The organism is Proteus sp. LHD240705, from assembly GCF_047921555.1.
In the GTDB taxonomy this organism is placed as follows: Bacteria; Pseudomonadota; Gammaproteobacteria; order Enterobacterales; family Enterobacteriaceae; genus Proteus.
The window spans coordinates 198,594-217,897 of sequence record NZ_JBLRMI010000006.1; the positions used below are offsets into that span (position 1 = coordinate 198,594).

Consider the following 19,304-nt stretch of genomic DNA (forward strand, 5'->3'; position numbering starts at 1 on the left):
CTTAATAAAAACAGTAATTGTTAGTCAGTCAATGCGGCGACATCCAACTTAACGACTACTTTCTTCAGTGTATTTGCACCCTTTTCAGCCGAAATTCCCGGTTTATGAGGTTCATAAGGCATAAAAACAGCAAACATGCTTGGTGTAAGCGTTAAGGTCTGTTGACCTATTATTGTATCGGTTAGTTGATAATCATCAGCCTCATTATAAGGCGTCACATCTTGAGCTGAGCCCTGTATACCAAAATCAATAATTTCCTCACCAGATAGCAATATCTGAATATCAATATAACGCTGATGTAACTCTGCACGTTTTTGCTCACGAGGCTGCGTGTCAAACGTCATCACATTCATAAACAACGTTTCACCGTCAATTTTATAACTACCCGGTGCGAGAGATGCGGGATCAAGTGCGAGTGCTTTTTCCATCGCGTTACGCAGTGTTGAATTCATTTCTGGCATCAAAGCCAAATCTGATATGTGTCCAAATAACATAGGTTATCCCCTATTAATTCCCTGATGTTTCATTGTCATCTAATGAAATTTGTTTTGCTGAGGCGAAAAGAGGCGCTGTGATTGTTCCTGCTATTACCACAGACATTGCACCGATCACACCGTAGAAGAAGAAGTTAAGATCACTGCCATAACGAGCCGCTAATACCGCAATAATACTGACGATAATACCCACCACGGCACTGCCTGCATTGGCACGTTTAACAAAAATACCCAACATAAACAGACCTGTCATTGGGCCACCCATTAAGCCAATCAGGCTGTTAAAGGCATCCCAAATTTCAGACTCATCAGATAAAACTAACCAAATTGCGGCAAGGCTACTGAACACACCCGCTACGATAATCACTAATCTTGCGACTTTCATTTTTTGTTCAGCACGGCGTTCTACTTTACTTAAACGAGTATAAATATCTGAGTTAAAGCAACTTGAAATACTGTTTAAGCTACTCGAAATACTCGATTGAGCCGCAGCAAAAATAGCAGCGATAATTAATCCAGCAATACCGACAGGCATTTCGGTCACAATAAATAGAGGTAGAATACCACCTGTATTAAAGCCTTCAGGTAAGAAACTAGGATTCTGTTTGTAATACACAAACAAGGCCGAGCCAATAGCGAAGAAGAAAATAGGAATAATGGCAACTAATTTAGCGTTTGTTATCAGTGTACGCTTAGTTTCTTCAATGGAATCCGTCACAATATAACGCTGTACGACATCCTGACTTGCGGTAAATTGCTGAATATTCGCGAATAAAAATCCGATCATCAAAACAGGAATGGTGCTATCAGTCCAACTCCAACGTAATTGTGTCGCAGGGAAGAATTTATCTGCCTGTGATGTTGCAGTGAAAATTTCACTAATTCCGCCATCAACTTTAAAGCAGATCATAATAAAGATAAGCACTGCGCCACCTGATAGTAATAACCCTTGAATAACGTCAGTCCAAATAACGCCTTCAATGCCGCCCATCCAAGTATAAACAATACATAGCAAGCTAATCAGCACAATTAATACAACGGGATCGATACCCATAAAAGGACGCAAAGCAAGTACAGTTAAATAAGTAATAATTGCCACTCGACCAATATGGAATAACATAAATGAAAGGCTGGCAAATAAACGGCTGCGTATATCAAAACGCGCTTCTAAATATTCATAAGCCGAGGTGATTTTTAATTTTCTAAAAAACGGAATATAGAAATAAAAGACTAATGGCAAAATAGCGATCGCTAAATATTGCCCAATAATGAAAGTCCAGTCTGAGGTATAAGCCTTTGCAGGAATAGACATAAACGTAATCGAGCTTAATGTGGTTGCAAAGACGGAAACACCCGCAGCCCAACCAGGAACGCGACCTCCGCCACGGAAATAATCATCCGCGGTTTTTTGACGTTTAGAGAAATAAACACCAACGAGTAGCATTGCTGCTAAATAACCAAACAGCACTGCATAATTAATGAAACCAAAATCATGTAATTGCATTTTTTAGTCCTGCCATATGTAGGGTAAAAGGTAAGTTTTACGACAGTTTTTTATTGCTCTCTAGCCCACAGGACAGCGCCCCAGAGCCCGGCATCATGATGGTAGTGAGCCGATAATATCGGCACTTGTAATGCTAATGGCTGTTGTGTCATGGCTGCTTGAACGAGTTCTATATACCCTTTCGCTAGCCCAACACTACCGCCAAGAACGACACAATCGGCATCGGTTGTGGCTTTAATATCTGTTACCAAATTTGCAATTGTGTTTGCTGAGTGCTCAATAATTGATTTTGCTTGTGAATTTCCCTGATGAAAGACAGCAAAAATCGCTTTAGCATCTTTTCCTGCAAGCTCTCCAGTTGCCTGTGCGGCAATCGCACGACCTGAAGCGATGGCTTCAACGCAACCATAGCGACCACAGCCACAACGTGGGCCATGAGGATCTGCTAAGGTGTGACCTAAATGGCCTGCAATACCTCGTTTTCCTGTAAAAAGTTGTCCTTGTTGAATAACGCCACCGCCAACACCTGTCGATACAGTGATAAACGCCATATCAGAAATAGTTTCACGACGATAATCATATTCAGCCCATGTTGCGGCTTGAGCATCATTCAGTAACCAACATGGCAACCCCGTGATCGCAGATAACGTTTCTTTTAAAGGAAAATCCTTTAATCCGCCTAAGTTATCCGGATTCAGAGCCGTTAAAATGCCATTACAAATAATGCCTGTTGATGCCACGGCAACACTATCAGCATGGTTTTTTAGTGGTGTCGTAATAGCAACGAGTGCTTCATAAAGTTGTGTTGGTGATGCACTTGCGGGTGTGGTGATCTGCATATGTTGTGTCAATTGGTTATCTCGGCTAATTAATGCTGCCGAAATTTTTGTTCCTCCAATATCAATGGCTAATGTATTCATTTATCTAACTCCTGCTGCCACTTTAATGCTTGAGTGAACCAATCACAGACATGCTCAAGACGTGTTAATGCAGAGCCTACAGTGACAGCCCAAGCACCCGCATGCATACCTCTTGCTGCCATCATCGGTGTGTTATAACGCCCTTCAGCAATCACTCGGCATCCTTTTTCAGCCAATGCAGTGACCAGCTGTAAATCAGGCAGCTTTGGTATTTCGCCACCGGTATAGCCCGACATCGTTGAACCAATAAATTCGGTGCCCAACTCTTGGCAATACATGCCTTCGTCAAAGGTGGCGCAATCCGCCATCGCCAATTTTCCTAAACGATGAATATGAGCTAATAACGTTTTCACGGGTACAGGACGCACACGATCAGTACCATCAAAAGCAATAATATCTGCACCTGCGGTGGCTAATTCTTCAATATCACTGAGCCACGGTGTGATCCTTACAGGGCTATCAGGCAAATCACGCTTCACAATGCCAATAATCGGCACATCAATAAGAGGACGCGTTGCTTTTAAATTATCAATTCCCTCAATACGTACTGCGATTGCACCTGCATTTACTGCGGCTTGAGCCATAGCAGCGACAATTTCGGGCTTATCCATTGGACTATTATCAACTGGCTGGCAAGACACGATTAATCCGCCTTTTTGCTGAATATCCTTAGTCATTTTTTCAATTAGCGCCATTTTGAACTCACTGTTCTCTTTTTTTGAAATACAACTCCAAATTATAATATTTTACGGAGTTTAATTTCTCAATCAAAAAAATAACAATTTGTGAAGAAGATCAAACAATAACCACAGCCATATAACCAACTGATAAATAAACAAAATAAAAAGGAAGAATGATGTCTCCACCACTCTTCCTGTTTTTTTACTTTGTTTTCATTAAGTAAAATCAGAAATGGAACTGTAACCCAACACGATAACGCGTCTGACGAGCATCACTAAGTGGGCTTACTGCCATGTTGCCAATTTCAATATAAGGCGTGAATGTGCTGTTGATTTGATAAGAGAAAGCGACGTTATGCTCATAATTACGTTTTTTATTATCGTATTTTATGGCATCGCTATACATTTGCGTGTAGTCATATTCCACTTTAAATTTATTATATTTATAACCAATAAAGCCATCAAAACGATTTGTCTTTTCGTCATCAACACCCTGTTTTGTTTTACGGGCATAATCAAAACGATAACGCCCTGCAATATATAAACCACTATCAAAATTATATTGTGCTTTTAAATAAGGTTTATATATAGAAGTATCGGTAACTGTTTCGAAAATAAGACCAGGTTGTAATGTGACATTATTATTTAATTTATGATTGTAGCTTAACCCCATTTCAATGGCATTATTAACAACATCACTAAATAATTTATCTTTTTCACCATCAACACCACCTGATTTGACACTCGCATCAATATAAAAACCAATACCATTTGAAAAAGAATGAATAAATGCAATTCTATCTTTATTAATTCGTGTCGAATCTGCATATTCATGACGGAAGTCTAATGTAGTCGCATATAATTGAGATGACATTAATAAAGTACAGCATGCCAATAAAAGTTTTTTCTTTTTATTTGCCATAATATTTACCTAAATAGGTAAGACTCCCTGAATAAATCAGGGGTCTTAATGGGTTATTTTAATTTATATGTAGGGAGAGATTATTCAATAATTAATTGTTTATCTTTCATCGTTAAAGTAATAACTGAATTAACAGCTTCACCTTTATTTGTTTCACCTCCGATTAAATAAAGTGAATTATCATGTGAGATAGTGACACCATAGCCAAGAGGAAGCGGTAATTCGCCAATGACTTTCCATTGATTATTAATAAAGCCATAAATTTCTTTATGCCATGTTTTTTCTAGTCCTTGGTGTGCAAAATAATGTTGCTGTGCATAGTTTGCCTGAGAACCCGGAAAATTAGCCCCTCCAGCAACCAGCAAGGTGTGCATGCTGTAACCCGCAAATGCACCTGCTAAGCCGTCTTGTTGCTGATCAGGTGTAGGATTTGGTAGCTTTTGTGCTACCGTGTCCCATTGTAATTGGTTGTTTTTAAATGTCGCTGTTTGTACTTCACTGGTTCGTAATCCCGGTTTTATTTCACCATTTATTAAGGTGATTTTATTACCATCATAAGCTAATGCCGAACCCGCCGTTCCATTAAATGGCATAACACCTAATAATCGCCATTGATTACTTTCAGCGTTATATTCCATTATATTTCGATTAAAGAAGTAACCTTCCGCAGGTTTATTAAAATAATCACTGATGACTTTTTTATTTTCAGATCCATTCTCTTTGGTGCGGTTTAAATCAACAAAGTAACCATCAAAAATTTGTTGATTAACACCACCAAGAATAATAGCTTCATGGTTGTTAATATTGATAGCAGCATGCCCAACTAATCCGTAAGGCGCTCGCGTATTCACTTTTTCCCATTTATTTTCTTTAGGTAAATAACGATAAACTTCTGTGAGTGCACTAATAGTTTCACTCTCTTTATTTTCTTTTCCCGCACCACCAAATACATAAATATCGTTATTTAATGCTAGTGCAATGGCCTGGTCTCTTTGTGTACCAGGAAAGTCTGCTATTTTTTCCCATTGTTTTGTTTGATTATTAAGATCAAGCTTATACCAAGATTTTCCTGCTGTGCCTAAACCAATATAAATAACATTTTTGTTGATTGTTCCTGCCCCACTTTTAAATGTGACAGGTAAGTTAGGAAGTTTTTCTGCAAAGCTAGTAGAGGTGAATATTGCTGACACTAGCATTACAGAGAGACAGGCGTAAGATATTTTCTTTATTCTGTTCATACTTATTAGCTCTTATTATTGTCATCAAGTAGGGTGTTTTTTGTATATTGAAGATCACTCCAATATATAATTATTTTCGGAGTTAAACTTCAAATCGATCTTTTCTGAATTGTGAAGACGATCAAAATGTCTATTTTTTAGCCTTATATTTTTATAACTTTCCTTAAATCAAATTTAGGAATAAAAATCTGACATTGGAATAAAAAGTAGTCACAATAATTTATTGTTGAGATTTTATGCAGAATATAATGTTACTTCTTTTACAGTAAAATTTTTTTATAAAAGAGATAAGAATGGAGTTTTATTTCAAGAGCCTTTTTAATCGATTTAATCCCCATTTTCACCTTGTGTGCTAACTAGGGAGTAAAAGAGTCATAAAGAACTTTCAATTAATCAGGAATTATTCCAATTAAATTTTTTAAATATAATCAATAAGATATAAAAATAAAATAATGTTTAATAACCGTTTCGACATTTTTGCCGATGCTCACCTTACACAAATAAGGTTAATTCCATGACTTATTACGACATTTATCTATTGGCATCAGAAAAACATTTAGAAATAAAAATTAACACTGAATTCCAATAAAATTTATTTCTTTAGTTTGAATTTATGATATAAATAACAAATACGCATTTTGAAAAACAATATTTCATATTGCATTGCGATGATATCCATTTCAATAAAGAGCAAAAAGATGAATATGAACACTAACAACCGACTTTTAGGCCTAAACCTACTACTACTTCGTTAGGTGGCCACGCTTATTCATCTTTTGCAAAAGCCACCAGTAAGGTGGTTTTTTTGTTTGTAACCTACTGGTGGAACTGATTTTTTAGGGGAGTTCTATGATGTTTAGTTTCACCACAAAGGTTATGAATTACAATGTTTTATCTGCAATTCGTTGTTTGCCAGCTACCTCCATCACTAAAATAATTAAATCGGAGGCAAAATGAGCCAGCAATGGACATCACGAGTCGGCCATATCTTAGCAGCCGCAGGCTCTGCAATCGGTATTGGCGCAATCTGGAAGTTTTCTTATGTCGCTGCCAATAATGGTGGTGGTGCATTCTTAATCGTCTTCTTATTATTTAGTTTTATTATCGGGCTTGCGGTATTACTGGCTGAAAATATATTAGGCAGTAGCACACACGCCGAAGCAGTTAATGCATTTAAGAAAATGATGGGGCGCAATTGGGTCATTATAGGCGTTATTGGTGTATTCAGTTCATGGTGTATTTATAGCTTCTATAGTGTTGTCGGTGGTTGGACAATTGGCTATACCGTTATGGCGGCAACAGGTCAGTTGAATATTACAGATAGCGCTGAATTAACGGGTATTTTTACCCGCTTTATTAGTGATCCTTTATGGCCTATTTTGGCTCACCTTGCTTTTGCTGGATTAACCTGTTTTGTGGTTTTAGCAGGTGTACAACGCGGATTAGAAAAAGCCGTTAAAATCATGATGCCAATGTTATTTATCATTATGATTTTATTGATTATTGTTGGTATTAGCTTACCTGGTTCTTCTGAAGGCTTAAAATTATTTTTATACCCTGATTTCAGCAAATTAACCCCTCAAGGCGTATTAGATGCGTTAGGGTTAGCCTTCTTCTCACTGTCTATCGGTTTAGGTATTCACATCACTTACAGTGCTTATTTAGCGGATAATAAAGGTATCGCTAACTCCAGTATGTGGGTGGTTATTCTGTCTTGTATGGTATGTGTACTTGCCGGATTAATGATTTTCCCTGCATTATCTGCCGCAGGCTTAGAGCCTAATGCGGGCCCAGGTTTAACCTTTATGACCATGCCAGTTTACTTTGCTAACTTACCTGGTGGCAATATTTTAGCCGTGACGTTCTTTGTCTTGTTATTAATGGCAGCGTTAACTTCTGCAATTTCATTACTGGAACATATCGTCGCTTACGTACAGATGCGTTTTCAGTGGACACGCCGTCGTGCAGGGTTAGTCGTAACCGCATCGATTATGTTGATGGGTATTCCAGTGTCATTATCTTTTGGACCGATGAGTGACGTGACGCTGGGGGGCAAAACAGTCTTCGATTTGTTGGATTACCTGACTTCTAATATTTTGATGCCACTGTTTGGTATTGCAATGTGTTTAATCTTTGGTTGGTCACGTAGAGCGAATGCCTTTATTCCTGAAAATATCACAGGATTAAAACGTCAAAGCTTATTATTGGTATGGCGTTATATTGGGCCAATTTGTATCGGGATTATTTTAGTGCATGGTTTGATTGGTTAGTCATCAGCAAAAAGAGCCACTCAAAATGAGTGGCTCTCGACTTAACTGATAATGATTTATTGATGGATACTTGATAACTTTTACGACTTATTTATAGCTTTGCTTAATTTCTTGAGCCGCCACTAATCCACGTTTTGCTTCTTTTTCAGCAAGTTCAACAGATAAACCGATATAAGAACGAGGATCAAGCATTGCCTTAATTTCATCTGCATTAAATGCCGCTGTAATGGTTTCATTCTTCATCAGATTAGTGTAAAAATCTTCACCATCTGCCGCCGTTTTAATGGCTTCTTCATATAACAATGAATGCGCTTTATCTTTGCCTAATTTTTCTGCCATTTTCATCATAACGTATTCGGTATTATCTAAACCCTTATTTCTCATCACGTTATGTAGCATTCTCTCTTCATGAGGAACGATGGTTCTTGAAAGCTCTTCCGTTCTTAGCAAAATTTCTGTTGTTAATTCTAATGCTTCTTCAATTAAGCCATCGAATAACATATAAGAGCTGCTATCGCCCTCGTATGGTCTTACTGCGGAATACATGCCCACATTCGGTAATGAGTAAAGCTTTTGTGAGTTAGCGATAATTCCTTTGGCTAATTTTGGATTAATTTTATGAGGCATCGTGCTACTACCCACAGTGCCTTTTGTAAATCCTTCAGAAACTTCAGCAATTTCTTCTAACGTGGTGCTATACACTTCTTCACCCATTTTATGGCAGATATTTGCCATCAATGCCAAATTCATCATGTACTCTAATTTATGCGTACTTAGGTTACGTGATGGGACTTCCATTGCTTGCATACCCACTAATTCAGCAACGCGTTTTTGTACTTTCATCCCCACTTCAGGCATGGAGTTAAAAGCACCTACTGCGCCCCCCATCATGATAGTGAATACACGCTTTTCACACTCTTTCATACGCTGGTAGCAATCAATAAAATCACTGATCCAAACAGACACTTTATAACCATAAGTAATTGGAATAGCATGGCGACCGTGTGTTCTACCTGCCATCACCATATGTTTGGTTCTTTCAGCGAGATTTGATAAGTTTTCGATGATCTCGCTTAACAACAACATAAATTTGTTGTGTACCGTTTTCATCATATACAGCTGTGAACTTTGCTGTATATTTTGAGTGGTAATGCCGTAGTGCACATATTTACCACTCTCTTCAGAGCATGCATTCACCAGTACTTTTAAGAAAGGCACAAAGCCATGACCGATTTTTTGATAAATACGGTTCATCTCTTCGAAATCGATATTCTCAATAATCGCCTTTTCTTTAATTTCATCTGCGGCAGACTGTGGAATAAAACCGTATTCAGCTTGTGCTTGCGCTAACATGGCTTCAAACATCAACCAAGTTGAATATTTCGCTTCATTGGACAGCAGATTTTTTATACCGCGATCGTCGATTGTTTTACTTTTAGAATCGTATAACGCTCTCATCATGTATCCTTTTATTTCTTCATTGCTTCATCAACAGCATTGCGAACAAATTCGACTTTAGGGCCATAAACGACATGGACATGGTTTGCTGCCGGAAAGAAGAATGCTGTACAGCCAGACTCTAACATTAACTCTTTATCTATTTGATTAACTTCATTAATATCGATACGTAATCGTGTAATACAGTTATCAACATTACGAATATTTTGTTTGCCACCTAACGCTTGAATAAGAATTTCTGCAATTTCGCCATAACGTTTTTCTTTGATTAACGTATTTTTCATATTGCTTGATTCTTCTCTACCTGGTGTTTTGATATCAAATTTGACGATAGCCCAGTAGAAAATAAAGTAGGTCACAACAGCCAGTGCGCTACCAATCAACACTAAGAAGATCCAGTTAGTATGTTCGTACAGTAAACCAAAGATGGTGAAATCAAAGACTGTGCCTCGAATATAACCAATCGCAACTCCCGCAAAAGAGAGCAGAACAGCGCCAATACCGACGATAATCGCGTAAATTAAGTAGAGTAACGGCGCGATAAAGACGAAAGTAAATTCAAGTGGCTCAGTAACGTTACCTAACATTGCCGTTAAGACCATCGTCACCAGCATCGATTTAACTTCAGCGCGATTTTCTTTCTTCGAGGTTTTATAAATTGCTAATGCAATCGCAGGGAATAGGAACAACGTAACCAACATTTGTTGTTGAGCCATAAAGCGCGTTAGGCTTGGCATCATTGCCCAATATTCACTACTTGGCCCTTGATTAAACAATACTTCGGTCATTGCTGGCACAACACCCACATAGGTTTGACCTTCAATAACATAAGAGCCACCCGCTTCGGTAAATCTAAACAGAACGTTCCAAACATGGTGTAAACCAAATGGAATAAATAGACGTTCACCACCCGCGGTAAAGAAAGGCCCGACAGGGCTTAAGAAGACAGCCGAGAGCTTAGTTAAGCCCATGACTAATACTTCCCAAATAAATGGCAATAATGCGCCTACGCCTATCATCAATCCGACCATAATAATGGCGACAGATTTTTTCCCTGAGAAGAAAGCAAATGCAGTTGGTAATTCCAGGTTATAGAATTTATCCGTTGCCCATGCGGCGATTAATCCCGTGATAATCCCCCCTGCTGCACTGATATTCATGGTTTGGATACCAAGCACCTTGATTTGCCCCACTTGCGTCATAATCGCAGGATCAGCCAATTTTCCTGTCAATACCAGCCAGATATTGATAGTACTTATCAAGGTTAAATAGCCGACAACAGAGGCAAAGACCGCTATCCCCTTATCTTTGTGGCTCATACCATATGCCACACCCATTGCAAATAAGAGAGGGATATTGTCAAACACAACGCCCGCAATAGAACGGATACTCACTAACAATGCGTTGACGGTTTCATTTCCTAAGAAAGGAAAGCGTGCAATCATATAAGACTGAACTAAAGCACCACTGATCCCCAATATCATACCGATTGGTGCCAATACGCCGATAGGTAGAAGTAGGGTTCTACCAAAGCGCTGAATAGATTCGCTGAACTTTTTCCTGGCCATATTTTTTTCCTTATGACTTCTCGAATATAAAAGAATTACAGAGGTACTCTATCTTAGGGATTATAGGAAATGAATGACGCGCTGGTTTTAAATATTATCTCAGGTCATATTTTATGACTTAGGTCTTTTTGTTAATTATCGATGTAATAAAGAACAATGAATAAATCCTTTTATTCTATTAAATAATATTTATTTTAGGGTTGAGAAGTAAGATTGAAAAGAAAAGCTATTTTAGAATAAATAACGATTAATCTAACAAGATATATTAATATTATTCACGCTTTAATAATTAAAAATAGTATTTAATAAATCATATAAGCTCTATTATCCCTTTTTAAAGTAGATTTTCTAACTCATTAATCAGTAAATCCACCAGCATAAAAAATCCAATTCGTGATTTGGTATCATCTTTTTTAGTATCATGATTATCAGCAAAACAAAATAGAGCATGAGTTGCATAAGTGGTTAATTCATTGGTATTAAATGCTGTCATACTAATGATGTTAGCATCTTTTAGCTGCACGATTTTTGCTGTCTCGATGATTTTCTTAGTGCCACCAGAAAGAGAGATAAAGATAACCGTGTCATCTTCATTAACAAGACGTGTAAACGAATCAGATAAGTTGTAATCATTAATAAAAAAGCAATGCAGACCTAATGCAAACAATAGGTGTTCAAGGTAATACCCTACGGCTTTGCTTGTACCTCTTGCAACAATAAAAATATTCCTAGAATGGCGTAAGGTTTTTGCACACTCCTGAATTTGTTCTTCATTAATTAAGGTAAATGTTTTATGAATATTTTTTTCTAATTGTTTTTTATAAGATGCCGCATTCGTTTTTTCGACTTTATTTTTCGTCAAAATATAATTATTAATTTGGAATTTAAGCTCTTTAAATCCACTAAATCCTAATTTTTGCGATAAATTAATGATAACCGTTTTTGATACAAAGGTTTTGGCGACTAAATCATTAATATTTAAATACGGAATATCCGCAATATTATCGGTGAGATATTTTAATACTTTCTTTTCGCTGATCGTCAAATTGTCATAATTTTTTAAAAAATCCAGCATATCTCACCCAATAAATTAATCTAAAATATCTAATGAAAACAGCAAACATCAAAAAAGCAGTTCGGTTATTTTTTACGAGTTTATGTGAAATAAAGTGCATAACGAGTATACGTTAAATCATACAGTTATGTAGGATCAGAGTGACATTTTGTGAATTAGGATAATATTGAGCCCATTTTTTAATGAGCCCAATACGTATTATTCGTTACCCCAGCGATTAAGAAACATGGCGATATCATCAATGCGTTTTTTATCAATACCCGCTTCTTTTGCCATCTCTTGCTGTGCGTTTTCGCTAATTTCTTCGTTATTCATTAATCGTGTAAGTAGTAACTGGAAGTAGAGAGCCAGCGCATCTGCTTCAGCCTCAGCAACAGGCTCTATCGATTCCATCGCATACTCTTCTACCATGTCATAATATTTAAAATGAATGTCATTGTTCATCGGTTGTCCTCAGGGATTAACGTTTATACTCGTCGTATTCAAATTACTAAGAGTATATCTCTACATTCGCCTGTTAACCTAAAATTCGCTATCATCCATTTCCTTCTTTTTCTGCGGATAAGCTGATGTCTACGATTATCGATACTTTTATTGCCCCACCTTGCCATGATGAAATCGAGATCCTTTATCAAGACGAGCACTTAGTGCTTATCAATAAGCCAACAGGGCTACTCAGTCTGTCAGGAAAGAATCCAGAAAACATCGACTCAGTACACTATCGATTAGTGAAGCTATTTCCGGGTTGTACGCTTGTTCATCGACTTGATTTTGGTACATCTGGATTGATGGTTGTGGCACGCAATAAAACAATCAATGCTCTTTTGTGTCAGCAATTTAGCCAGCGCAGTGTAACCAAAGTATACAGCGCGCTACTGTGCGGGCATTTAGATGATAATGAAGGAATAATCGATGCGCCGATTGCAAAAGATACGGCTCTGTTCCCACGTATGTCGATTAGCCCCATTAATGGCAAACCCGCGCGCTCTCGCTACCACGTTATTGAACGTTTTTATCATACGTTAGAAGATGGAACGTTATTGCCTTTAACGCGAGTACAATTTATGCCTGAAACAGGGAGAACTCATCAACTTCGTATTCACAGCCAGTTTATAGGGCATCCTATTTTAGGTTGTGATTTATATGGTGGGTGCGACGGAGATTTAATTGAAGGAATAGAAGGAACTGAACGGACTCCGCGACTTATGCTTCATGCGAGTGAACTTCATTTTGTTCATCCCATTAGCCAAGCACCCATAAAAGCGCGCTGCGAGAGCCCGTTTTAAATATCGATATTTACAGTTTAAGTGCTTTTACTGTTTCATCGATATCAAGTTCATCTTCAGTAAAAACTATTTCTGTTCCGTGCATTGTGGTGATCGCAAGCTTTCTCAACGTGCGCATATTATTGGCGTCATCCGCTGATTTTGGTCTGATGCTATTCATTAAAGTACCGACAGAAAGTATGGTGTTTTCTTTATTGATATGCGTATCTGCGGGCACATCTTCACTATAAATTCGAAATGATTTAATGGATGTCAGTTTAACTCGCTCACCTGCAATATAGACATATTTGCTGTCTGGGATCACTTTCACCGCGTAAGCAGATAGACCTTTAGTATTTGTGGTTGGTTCAAACGTGACATTTGCATCTGTTTTTATCAAAGCAGGGTTGGCAACTTTAATCACATGAAAATAACGGTTATCACCGTTTTCATCTTTAATAAATCCAAAACCTTTATCTTCAAACCACTTTGTGATTATTCCGTTCATTGCCATTATCGCCTACTTAATCGTTTATCTACAAAAATTTCCAGATGCAGTATAAAGCACAATGCTTATACAGACTATGTCTTTGAGGTAATAAGCTACTTTGCTTATTACCACATCAAATCATCTGGGATTTTAAAATCAGCATAAGGATCGTCTTCATCTTGTTCTGTTTCGCTAAGTGCGTTATTTAACAAGATACAGTCCACATCTCTTTGTGTAATTTTATCCGCAACACTTGCTGGAATAATCGCATATTCAGTTTTATCTGCACTATCCAGACGAGCAATGGCGAGACGTCCATTAATCAATTGAGATTGTGTCAGTTTATCCACTACGATATTTTTAATCACATTATTGTCAGTGAAGTTAAAATCAATATCGCCTGTTGCTGGCGTAATTCTATTCATCTCAATAAGTTGCTTAACTTGCGCTTTATACTCTTTAGATAAAGTTGCTTGTTTTTGTTGCTCACTAAGCAGTTTATCGCGCTCAAGTTGGGCTTTTTTATTTTCTTCCACGGCTTCTCTTGCTTCTCGTGCCTGAACGCGTGATTTTTTCGCCGTTCTTTGAACTTTCGCCATTTTTTTACTGGTCACAAGCCCTGCTTTTAACATTTGTTCTTGTAAGGTAAGTTTTGCCATTTTTATGCCTAAATCTGCTAAATAATTTTTGAAATTATACCTGTAATTTCCAAGAGTGCATCAGATTGTGAGTGTGATGGGTTATTGGAGGAAATAGGCCTTGTGAGATTTGAACCAATGAGTGCATTCAGAGTATATTGGAAAAACTATCGTCAAACTTTCTCTTATAACAGGTAATAACAATGGCACTGATCCCTAAAAACTATGCACGGTTGGAAAGTGGCTACCGTGAAAAAGCGCTGAAAATCTATCCGTGGGTATGTGGGCGTTGCGCTCGTGAGTTCGTTTATTCCAATCTACGTGAATTAACCGTTCATCATATTGATCACGACCATACCAATAACCCAGAAGATGGCAGTAACTGGGAGTTATTGTGTCTGTTTTGCCATGATCATGAACACTCGAAATATACAGAAGCAGACCAATACGGTACAACCGTTGTCGCGGGTGAAGATGCACAAGACGATGTAGGCGCAGCCACTTATAATCCGTTTGCTGATTTAAAATCGATGCTGAACAAGAAAAAATAATGAATGTGATGTCTGCTTTAATTCGTCCCCCTTTTCATGCTCCTATGCAGAATGGTGTATACTTGCCAACAAGAAATTTGTTCACGGTTAATTAATAATGAAAGAAATCGAAAAAGCAAAAATCAAACTCCTTAGCGACCGTTTAGATCTTATTCGTCACAAAATGGCAAATATCTCGCTGACAGACGAAGCAGAAAAATACGCAGAGTTTGAGAAAGAAAAAGTAGAACTGGAAACTGAAATCGTTCGTTTGAAAGAAGTACGTAGCAATAAACTAAGTAAAGAAGCGCAGAAATTAGAAGATATGCCATTCAAACGCCCCATTACTAAGAAAGAACAAGCTGATATTGGCAAGCTGAAGAAAGCCGTACGAGGCTTGATCATTGTCCATCCAATGACAGCATTAGGCAGAGAAATGGGGCTAGATAGTATGACTGGTTTTTCTAAGACTGATTTCTAGTTAGAAAATTACTCCGACTAAAACCTGCAAAGATCGACTAATACTGGCTGGTTCTTAATATACTTTTCGTTGTTATGAACCGTCAGTAAATAATTCGCCTTCAATATTCGCTACCTCATCTTCTGCCATAAAACTGATCCTGACAATTTAGTTAATATAAAAATTAATAGAATGACTGCTTTTTTATTTACCTCTTTTTAGCAAATCTTTCAGTGCCGCAATATTCGCTCTTGCCCCTTCGATTTCTTTTAATCGACGACGTTTTTGGGCAAAAATATCAAATACTTCTTTAGCTTTTTCATCAGCGGCTTTTTTACTTATTTCACCTGCGCCTTGTAATACTTCACGGTCGTTGAAACTTAAAAACTGATCCAGCTTGGTATCCCAATCCTGTAAGAAAACTTGCTTACGGCGCAGTGCTTGGTCTTCAGCAAAATCGAGCCACATATTGACAATACGGTTTAATTCTTTAAGTTCATTTTCACGCAGATAGTTCTTCGCAATCGTTACATCCGTTTTACGTACTTCATCAAATTTATAGCTGGTTAATCCCATATCTGGCTGACTCGCATCTGCACGGCTGGCAATAAGCTCTGCGGCAGTCATTCCCGTACAGGCAAAATGCAATTTGTTTTGGATGGTTTGGAAGAATCGATTGGTTTCTTTATTTGAAGGTTCGTAGTCTGCTGCCATGGTGAATATCTCTTTCACCCGTAGATAAACTCGTCGCTCACTGGCACGAATATCACGGATACGTTCGAGTATCTCATCAAAGTAATCTGGCACGACAGACTGACCAACAGGCGGGTTTTTCAGCCGCTCATCGTCCATCACAAACCCTTTGATCAGATACTGTTCTAAGGTTTGTGTTGCCCACTGACGAAACTGAGTACCGCGAACTGAACGGACGCGGTAACCAATAGCAAGGATCATTGAAAGGTTGTAATGCAGCGTATTGCGATTAACCTGCCGATTGCCTTCTTGTCGAACTTGTAAGAAAGACTTACAAGTTGAATTTTGTACAAGCTCGCCTTCTTCGTAGACAGCTTTAATATGTTGAGTTATTGCCTGAGGTGTTACCTGATAAAGATTGGCAATTTCAGCCTGAGATAACCACAGAGTATCCGACTCAAAGCGGCATTCGACGTGAGTCTGACCATCTTCACTACGGAACAAAATAAATTCGCCCTGTGGTGCTTCAGGAAGATTTTCGCTCATCAAATTGCCCTCACTCTCTATACATTACGAATAAACTGTGAACAACAATATACCATGTTTAACAAAAAAATAAGGGCATCAGTAAATAGATAACAAACGTACTATTTTGCTGAAAAACAATATGATAAGAGAATAAAAAGAGGTTTTATTGGAAGATCAGTTAATACAAAGTGGCGGAAGATCACAGGAGTCGAACCTGCCAAGGACCGCTGGCGGCCCCATCTGGATTTGAAGTCCAGCCGCCCCACCGGGGACGATGATCTTCCATTTTTGAATGGGTCAAAAGGAAATAACGGGATGATTATACGCTGAATTATTTTTAATCCCAAGTGCATCAAATCAATAAAAGCTCTTTCAAATAAAATAATCCCATTTTTGAGTAAAACCTCGGATAATTACCGCGATACTATTGAACTTATGCGGTTTCATCCTCATCTTACTCTCTATAACGAATAAACTCAGTGGTGTGTTTTACGCCACTGCAAACCTAAATACAGGATGTTTTTTATGTCAAATCCATTACTTAGCACAACGGGATTACCTGCATTTTCCCTTATCAAACCAGAACACGTTGTTCCCGCTCTTAAAGAAGTCTTAGAAACTTACCGTGAAACAGTTGAAAAATTATTGGCTGATAATACTCAATTTAACTGGGATAACCTTTGCCAACCGTTAGCAGAAGCTGGCGATAAACTGTCTCGAGTTTGGTCTCCTGTTAGCCATTTAAACTCAGTTAAAAATAGTGCAGAACTGCGTGAAGCCTATGAACAAAGCTTACCGCTATTGTCTGAATTTAGTACTTGGATGGGGCAACACGAAGGTTTATATCAAGCTTATAAATCCATTAAAGAAAGTGCAGATTTCAACACATTAACTCAACCTCAGAAAAAAGCGGTTGAAAATGCACTGCGTGATTTTGAATTATCAGGTATCGGTTTACCAAAAGAGAAACAACAGCGTTTTGGTGAAATTAGTGCGCGTATGTCAGAATTAGGTGCGAAATACGGCAATAACGTATTAGATGCCACAATGGGTTGGTCTAAATTAATTACCAATGTAGACGATCTATCTGGTATGCCACAAAGTGCGATTGATGCAGCAAAAGCGATTGCGCAAGCTAAAGAGCAAGAAGGCTATCTGTTAACACTTGATATGCCAAGCTATCTACCAGTTATGACTTACGCAGATAACCGTGAACTGCGAAAAGAGATGAGCATTGCTTATAGTACTCGCGCCTCTGATCAAGGTCCAAATGCTGGTCAGTGGGATAACAGTGAAATTATGGCGGAAATCTTAGCGTTACGTCATGAACTCGCTCAACTGCTAGGCTTTAAAAATTACGCTGAAAAATCCCTTGCTACTAAAATGGCAGAGTCTCCTGAGCAAGTAATTAGCTTCTTAACTGATTTAGCCCAACGCGCTCATCCACAAGGTGAAGAAGAATTAGCAGAACTCACTCAATTTGCAAAAGAACACTATGGTGTTGATAAACTCGAATCGTGGGATCTGGCTTATTACAGCGAAAAGCAAAAACAACACCTATTCTCAATCGATGATGAACAGTTACGCCCTTACTTCCCTGAACAACGTGCTTTAAGTGGTTTATTTGAAGTCGTTCATCGTATCTATGGTTTAACAGCCAAAGAACGTAACGACATCGAAACTTGGCATGACGACGTCCGTTTCTTTGAGCTTTATGATGAAAGCAACACTTTACGTGGTAGCTTCTATCTTGATTTATATGCACGCGAGCACAAACGTGGTGGCGCTTGGATGGATGATTGCGTAGGAAGAATGCGTCATGCTGACGGTTCACTACAAAACCCCGTTGCTTACCTCACTTGTAACTTCAATAAGCCAGTAGGCGATAAACCAGCACTGTTTACTCATAATGAAGTAACCACTCTATTCCATGAGTTTGGTCACGGCTTACATCACATGTTAACTCAGATTGATACGGCAGATGTTGCAGGCATTAATGGCGTGCCTTGGGATGCTGTTGAATTACCAAGCCAATTTATGGAAAATTGGTGTTGGGAGCCAGAAGCGTTGGCCTTTATTTCGGGTCATTATGAAACTGGTGAACCATTACCACAGGCAATGCTTGATAATATGCTTAAAGCAAAAAATTATCAGTCAGCGATGTTTGTGTTACGTCAACTGGAATTTGGTCTGTTTGATTTCCGTTTACACGCTGAATATGATCCATCGAAAGGAGCGCGTATTATGGAAATCTTAAACAGTGTGAAAGAGAAAGTTTCCGTGGTTCCTTCTACACCTTGGGCGCGTTTTCCTCACGCCTTTAGCCATATTTTTGCAGGTGGATATGCAGCAGGTTATTACAGCTATTTATGGGCTGATGTACTGGCAGCAGATGCATTCTCTCGCTTCTCTGAAGAAGGCATTTTTAACCGCGAAACGGGTCAATCATTCCTTGATAATATTTTAACTCGTGGTGGTTCAGAAGAGCCAATGGAGCTGTTCAAACGCTTCCGTGGTCGTGAGCCGAAACTTGATGCTATGCTCAAAGGCTACGGCATTAAAGGATGATAT

18 protein-coding genes and 1 tRNA gene are annotated in these 19,304 nt (G+C 38.4%); 5 read left to right on the forward strand and 14 right to left on the reverse strand.

Going from position 1 to position 19,304, the window contains the following annotated elements:
* Positions 1 to 20: 20 nt before the first annotated feature.
* From nanQ to ACNART_RS13030, 6 genes are all read right to left on the reverse strand, one after another.
* Positions 21 to 494, reverse strand: a complete 474-nt coding sequence (nanQ, locus tag ACNART_RS13005; protein ID WP_198620136.1) for an N-acetylneuraminate anomerase — start codon at positions 492 to 494, stop codon at positions 21 to 23.
* Positions 495 to 507: 13 nt separating this feature from the next.
* Positions 508 to 1,998, reverse strand: a complete 1,491-nt coding sequence (locus tag ACNART_RS13010) for a sodium:solute symporter (protein WP_198620137.1) — start codon at positions 1,996 to 1,998, stop codon at positions 508 to 510.
* Between the two features lie 50 nt (positions 1,999 to 2,048).
* Positions 2,049 to 2,918, reverse strand: coding sequence for an N-acetylmannosamine kinase (gene nanK / locus ACNART_RS13015; protein ID WP_416303618.1), 870 nt, complete (start codon positions 2,916 to 2,918; stop codon positions 2,049 to 2,051).
* Positions 2,915 to 3,613: an N-acetylmannosamine-6-phosphate 2-epimerase gene (locus ACNART_RS13020; RefSeq protein WP_109373764.1), complete on the reverse strand. Its 699-nt coding sequence runs from the start codon at positions 3,611 to 3,613 to the stop codon at positions 2,915 to 2,917. Before ACNART_RS13020 ends, nanK begins: the two co-directional genes overlap by 4 nt.
* Positions 3,614 to 3,824: 211 nt before the next feature.
* Complete coding sequence (locus ACNART_RS13025) at positions 3,825 to 4,520, reverse strand: oligogalacturonate-specific porin KdgM family protein (protein WP_109373765.1); 696 nt, start codon at positions 4,518 to 4,520, stop codon at positions 3,825 to 3,827.
* 80 nt (positions 4,521 to 4,600) lie between these two features.
* Positions 4,601 to 5,758 carry an N-acetylneuraminate epimerase gene (locus tag ACNART_RS13030; protein WP_198632435.1) on the reverse strand — a complete coding sequence of 386 codons (1,158 nt, stop codon included), beginning with the start codon at positions 5,756 to 5,758 and terminating at the stop codon, positions 4,601 to 4,603.
* Between the two features lie 953 nt (positions 5,759 to 6,711).
* Between ACNART_RS13030 and ACNART_RS13035 the strand changes: the two genes are divergently transcribed.
* Positions 6,712 to 8,028, forward strand: coding sequence for a sodium-dependent transporter (locus tag ACNART_RS13035; protein ID WP_198620140.1), 1,317 nt, complete (start codon positions 6,712 to 6,714; stop codon positions 8,026 to 8,028).
* 87 nt (positions 8,029 to 8,115) lie between these two features.
* Here ACNART_RS13035 and ACNART_RS13040 read toward each other — a convergent pair whose 3' ends face one another.
* The 4 genes from ACNART_RS13040 to ACNART_RS13055 all read right to left on the reverse strand — a co-directional run bounded on the left by ACNART_RS13040 (position 8,116) and on the right by ACNART_RS13055 (position 12,573).
* Complete coding sequence (locus tag ACNART_RS13040) at positions 8,116 to 9,486, reverse strand: class-II fumarase/aspartase family protein (RefSeq protein WP_198620141.1); 1,371 nt, start codon at positions 9,484 to 9,486, stop codon at positions 8,116 to 8,118.
* Between the two features lie 11 nt (positions 9,487 to 9,497).
* Entirely contained in the window at positions 9,498 to 11,054 is a 1,557-nt protein-coding gene (locus ACNART_RS13045) for a PTS transporter subunit EIIC (RefSeq protein ID WP_109374183.1), read from the reverse strand.
* 334 nt (positions 11,055 to 11,388) lie between these two features.
* On the reverse strand, positions 11,389 to 12,129 hold the full coding sequence (locus ACNART_RS13050) for a MurR/RpiR family transcriptional regulator (RefSeq protein ID WP_109374182.1): 741 nt from the start codon (positions 12,127 to 12,129) through the stop codon (positions 11,389 to 11,391).
* Between the two features lie 198 nt (positions 12,130 to 12,327).
* Positions 12,328 to 12,573: a DUF2543 family protein gene (locus ACNART_RS13055; RefSeq protein WP_198620143.1), complete on the reverse strand. Its 246-nt coding sequence runs from the start codon at positions 12,571 to 12,573 to the stop codon at positions 12,328 to 12,330.
* A 125-nt stretch (positions 12,574 to 12,698) separates the two neighbouring features.
* On the opposite strand from ACNART_RS13055, the gene ACNART_RS13060 reads away from it, so the two are divergent.
* Entirely contained in the window at positions 12,699 to 13,415 is a 717-nt protein-coding gene (locus ACNART_RS13060; protein ID WP_368927502.1) for an RluA family pseudouridine synthase, read from the forward strand.
* 10 nt (positions 13,416 to 13,425) lie between these two features.
* On the opposite strand, the gene ACNART_RS13065 is transcribed toward ACNART_RS13060, so the two are convergent.
* Positions 13,426 to 13,908 carry a cold-shock protein gene (locus ACNART_RS13065; protein ID WP_349443230.1) on the reverse strand — a complete coding sequence of 161 codons (483 nt, stop codon included), beginning with the start codon at positions 13,906 to 13,908 and terminating at the stop codon, positions 13,426 to 13,428.
* Positions 13,909 to 14,009: 101 nt separating this feature from the next.
* Positions 14,010 to 14,543: a DUF2058 domain-containing protein gene (locus ACNART_RS13070; protein WP_198626260.1), complete on the reverse strand. Its 534-nt coding sequence runs from the start codon at positions 14,541 to 14,543 to the stop codon at positions 14,010 to 14,012.
* A 182-nt stretch (positions 14,544 to 14,725) separates the two neighbouring features.
* Between ACNART_RS13070 and yajD the strand changes: the two genes are divergently transcribed.
* A complete protein-coding gene (gene yajD / locus ACNART_RS13075) occupies positions 14,726 to 15,073 on the forward strand; it encodes an HNH nuclease YajD (protein ID WP_006534437.1) in 348 nt (115 codons plus the stop codon).
* A gap of 97 nt (positions 15,074 to 15,170) precedes the next feature.
* Positions 15,171 to 15,533 carry a YibL family ribosome-associated protein gene (locus ACNART_RS13080; protein WP_198620146.1) on the forward strand — a complete coding sequence of 121 codons (363 nt, stop codon included), beginning with the start codon at positions 15,171 to 15,173 and terminating at the stop codon, positions 15,531 to 15,533.
* A 183-nt stretch (positions 15,534 to 15,716) separates the two neighbouring features.
* Here the strand turns inward: ACNART_RS13080 and ACNART_RS13085 are convergent, their stop codons facing one another.
* Complete coding sequence (locus ACNART_RS13085; RefSeq protein WP_368927498.1) at positions 15,717 to 16,751, reverse strand: virulence RhuM family protein; 1,035 nt, start codon at positions 16,749 to 16,751, stop codon at positions 15,717 to 15,719.
* A gap of 171 nt (positions 16,752 to 16,922) precedes the next feature.
* Positions 16,923 to 17,017 (reverse strand) — tRNA-Sec (locus ACNART_RS13090).
* Positions 17,018 to 17,258: 241 nt separating this feature from the next.
* Here ACNART_RS13090 and prlC point away from each other — a divergent pair.
* Positions 17,259 to 19,301, forward strand: coding sequence for an oligopeptidase A (prlC, locus tag ACNART_RS13095; RefSeq protein WP_368927975.1), 2,043 nt, complete (start codon positions 17,259 to 17,261; stop codon positions 19,299 to 19,301).
* Positions 19,302 to 19,304 lie beyond the last annotated feature (3 nt).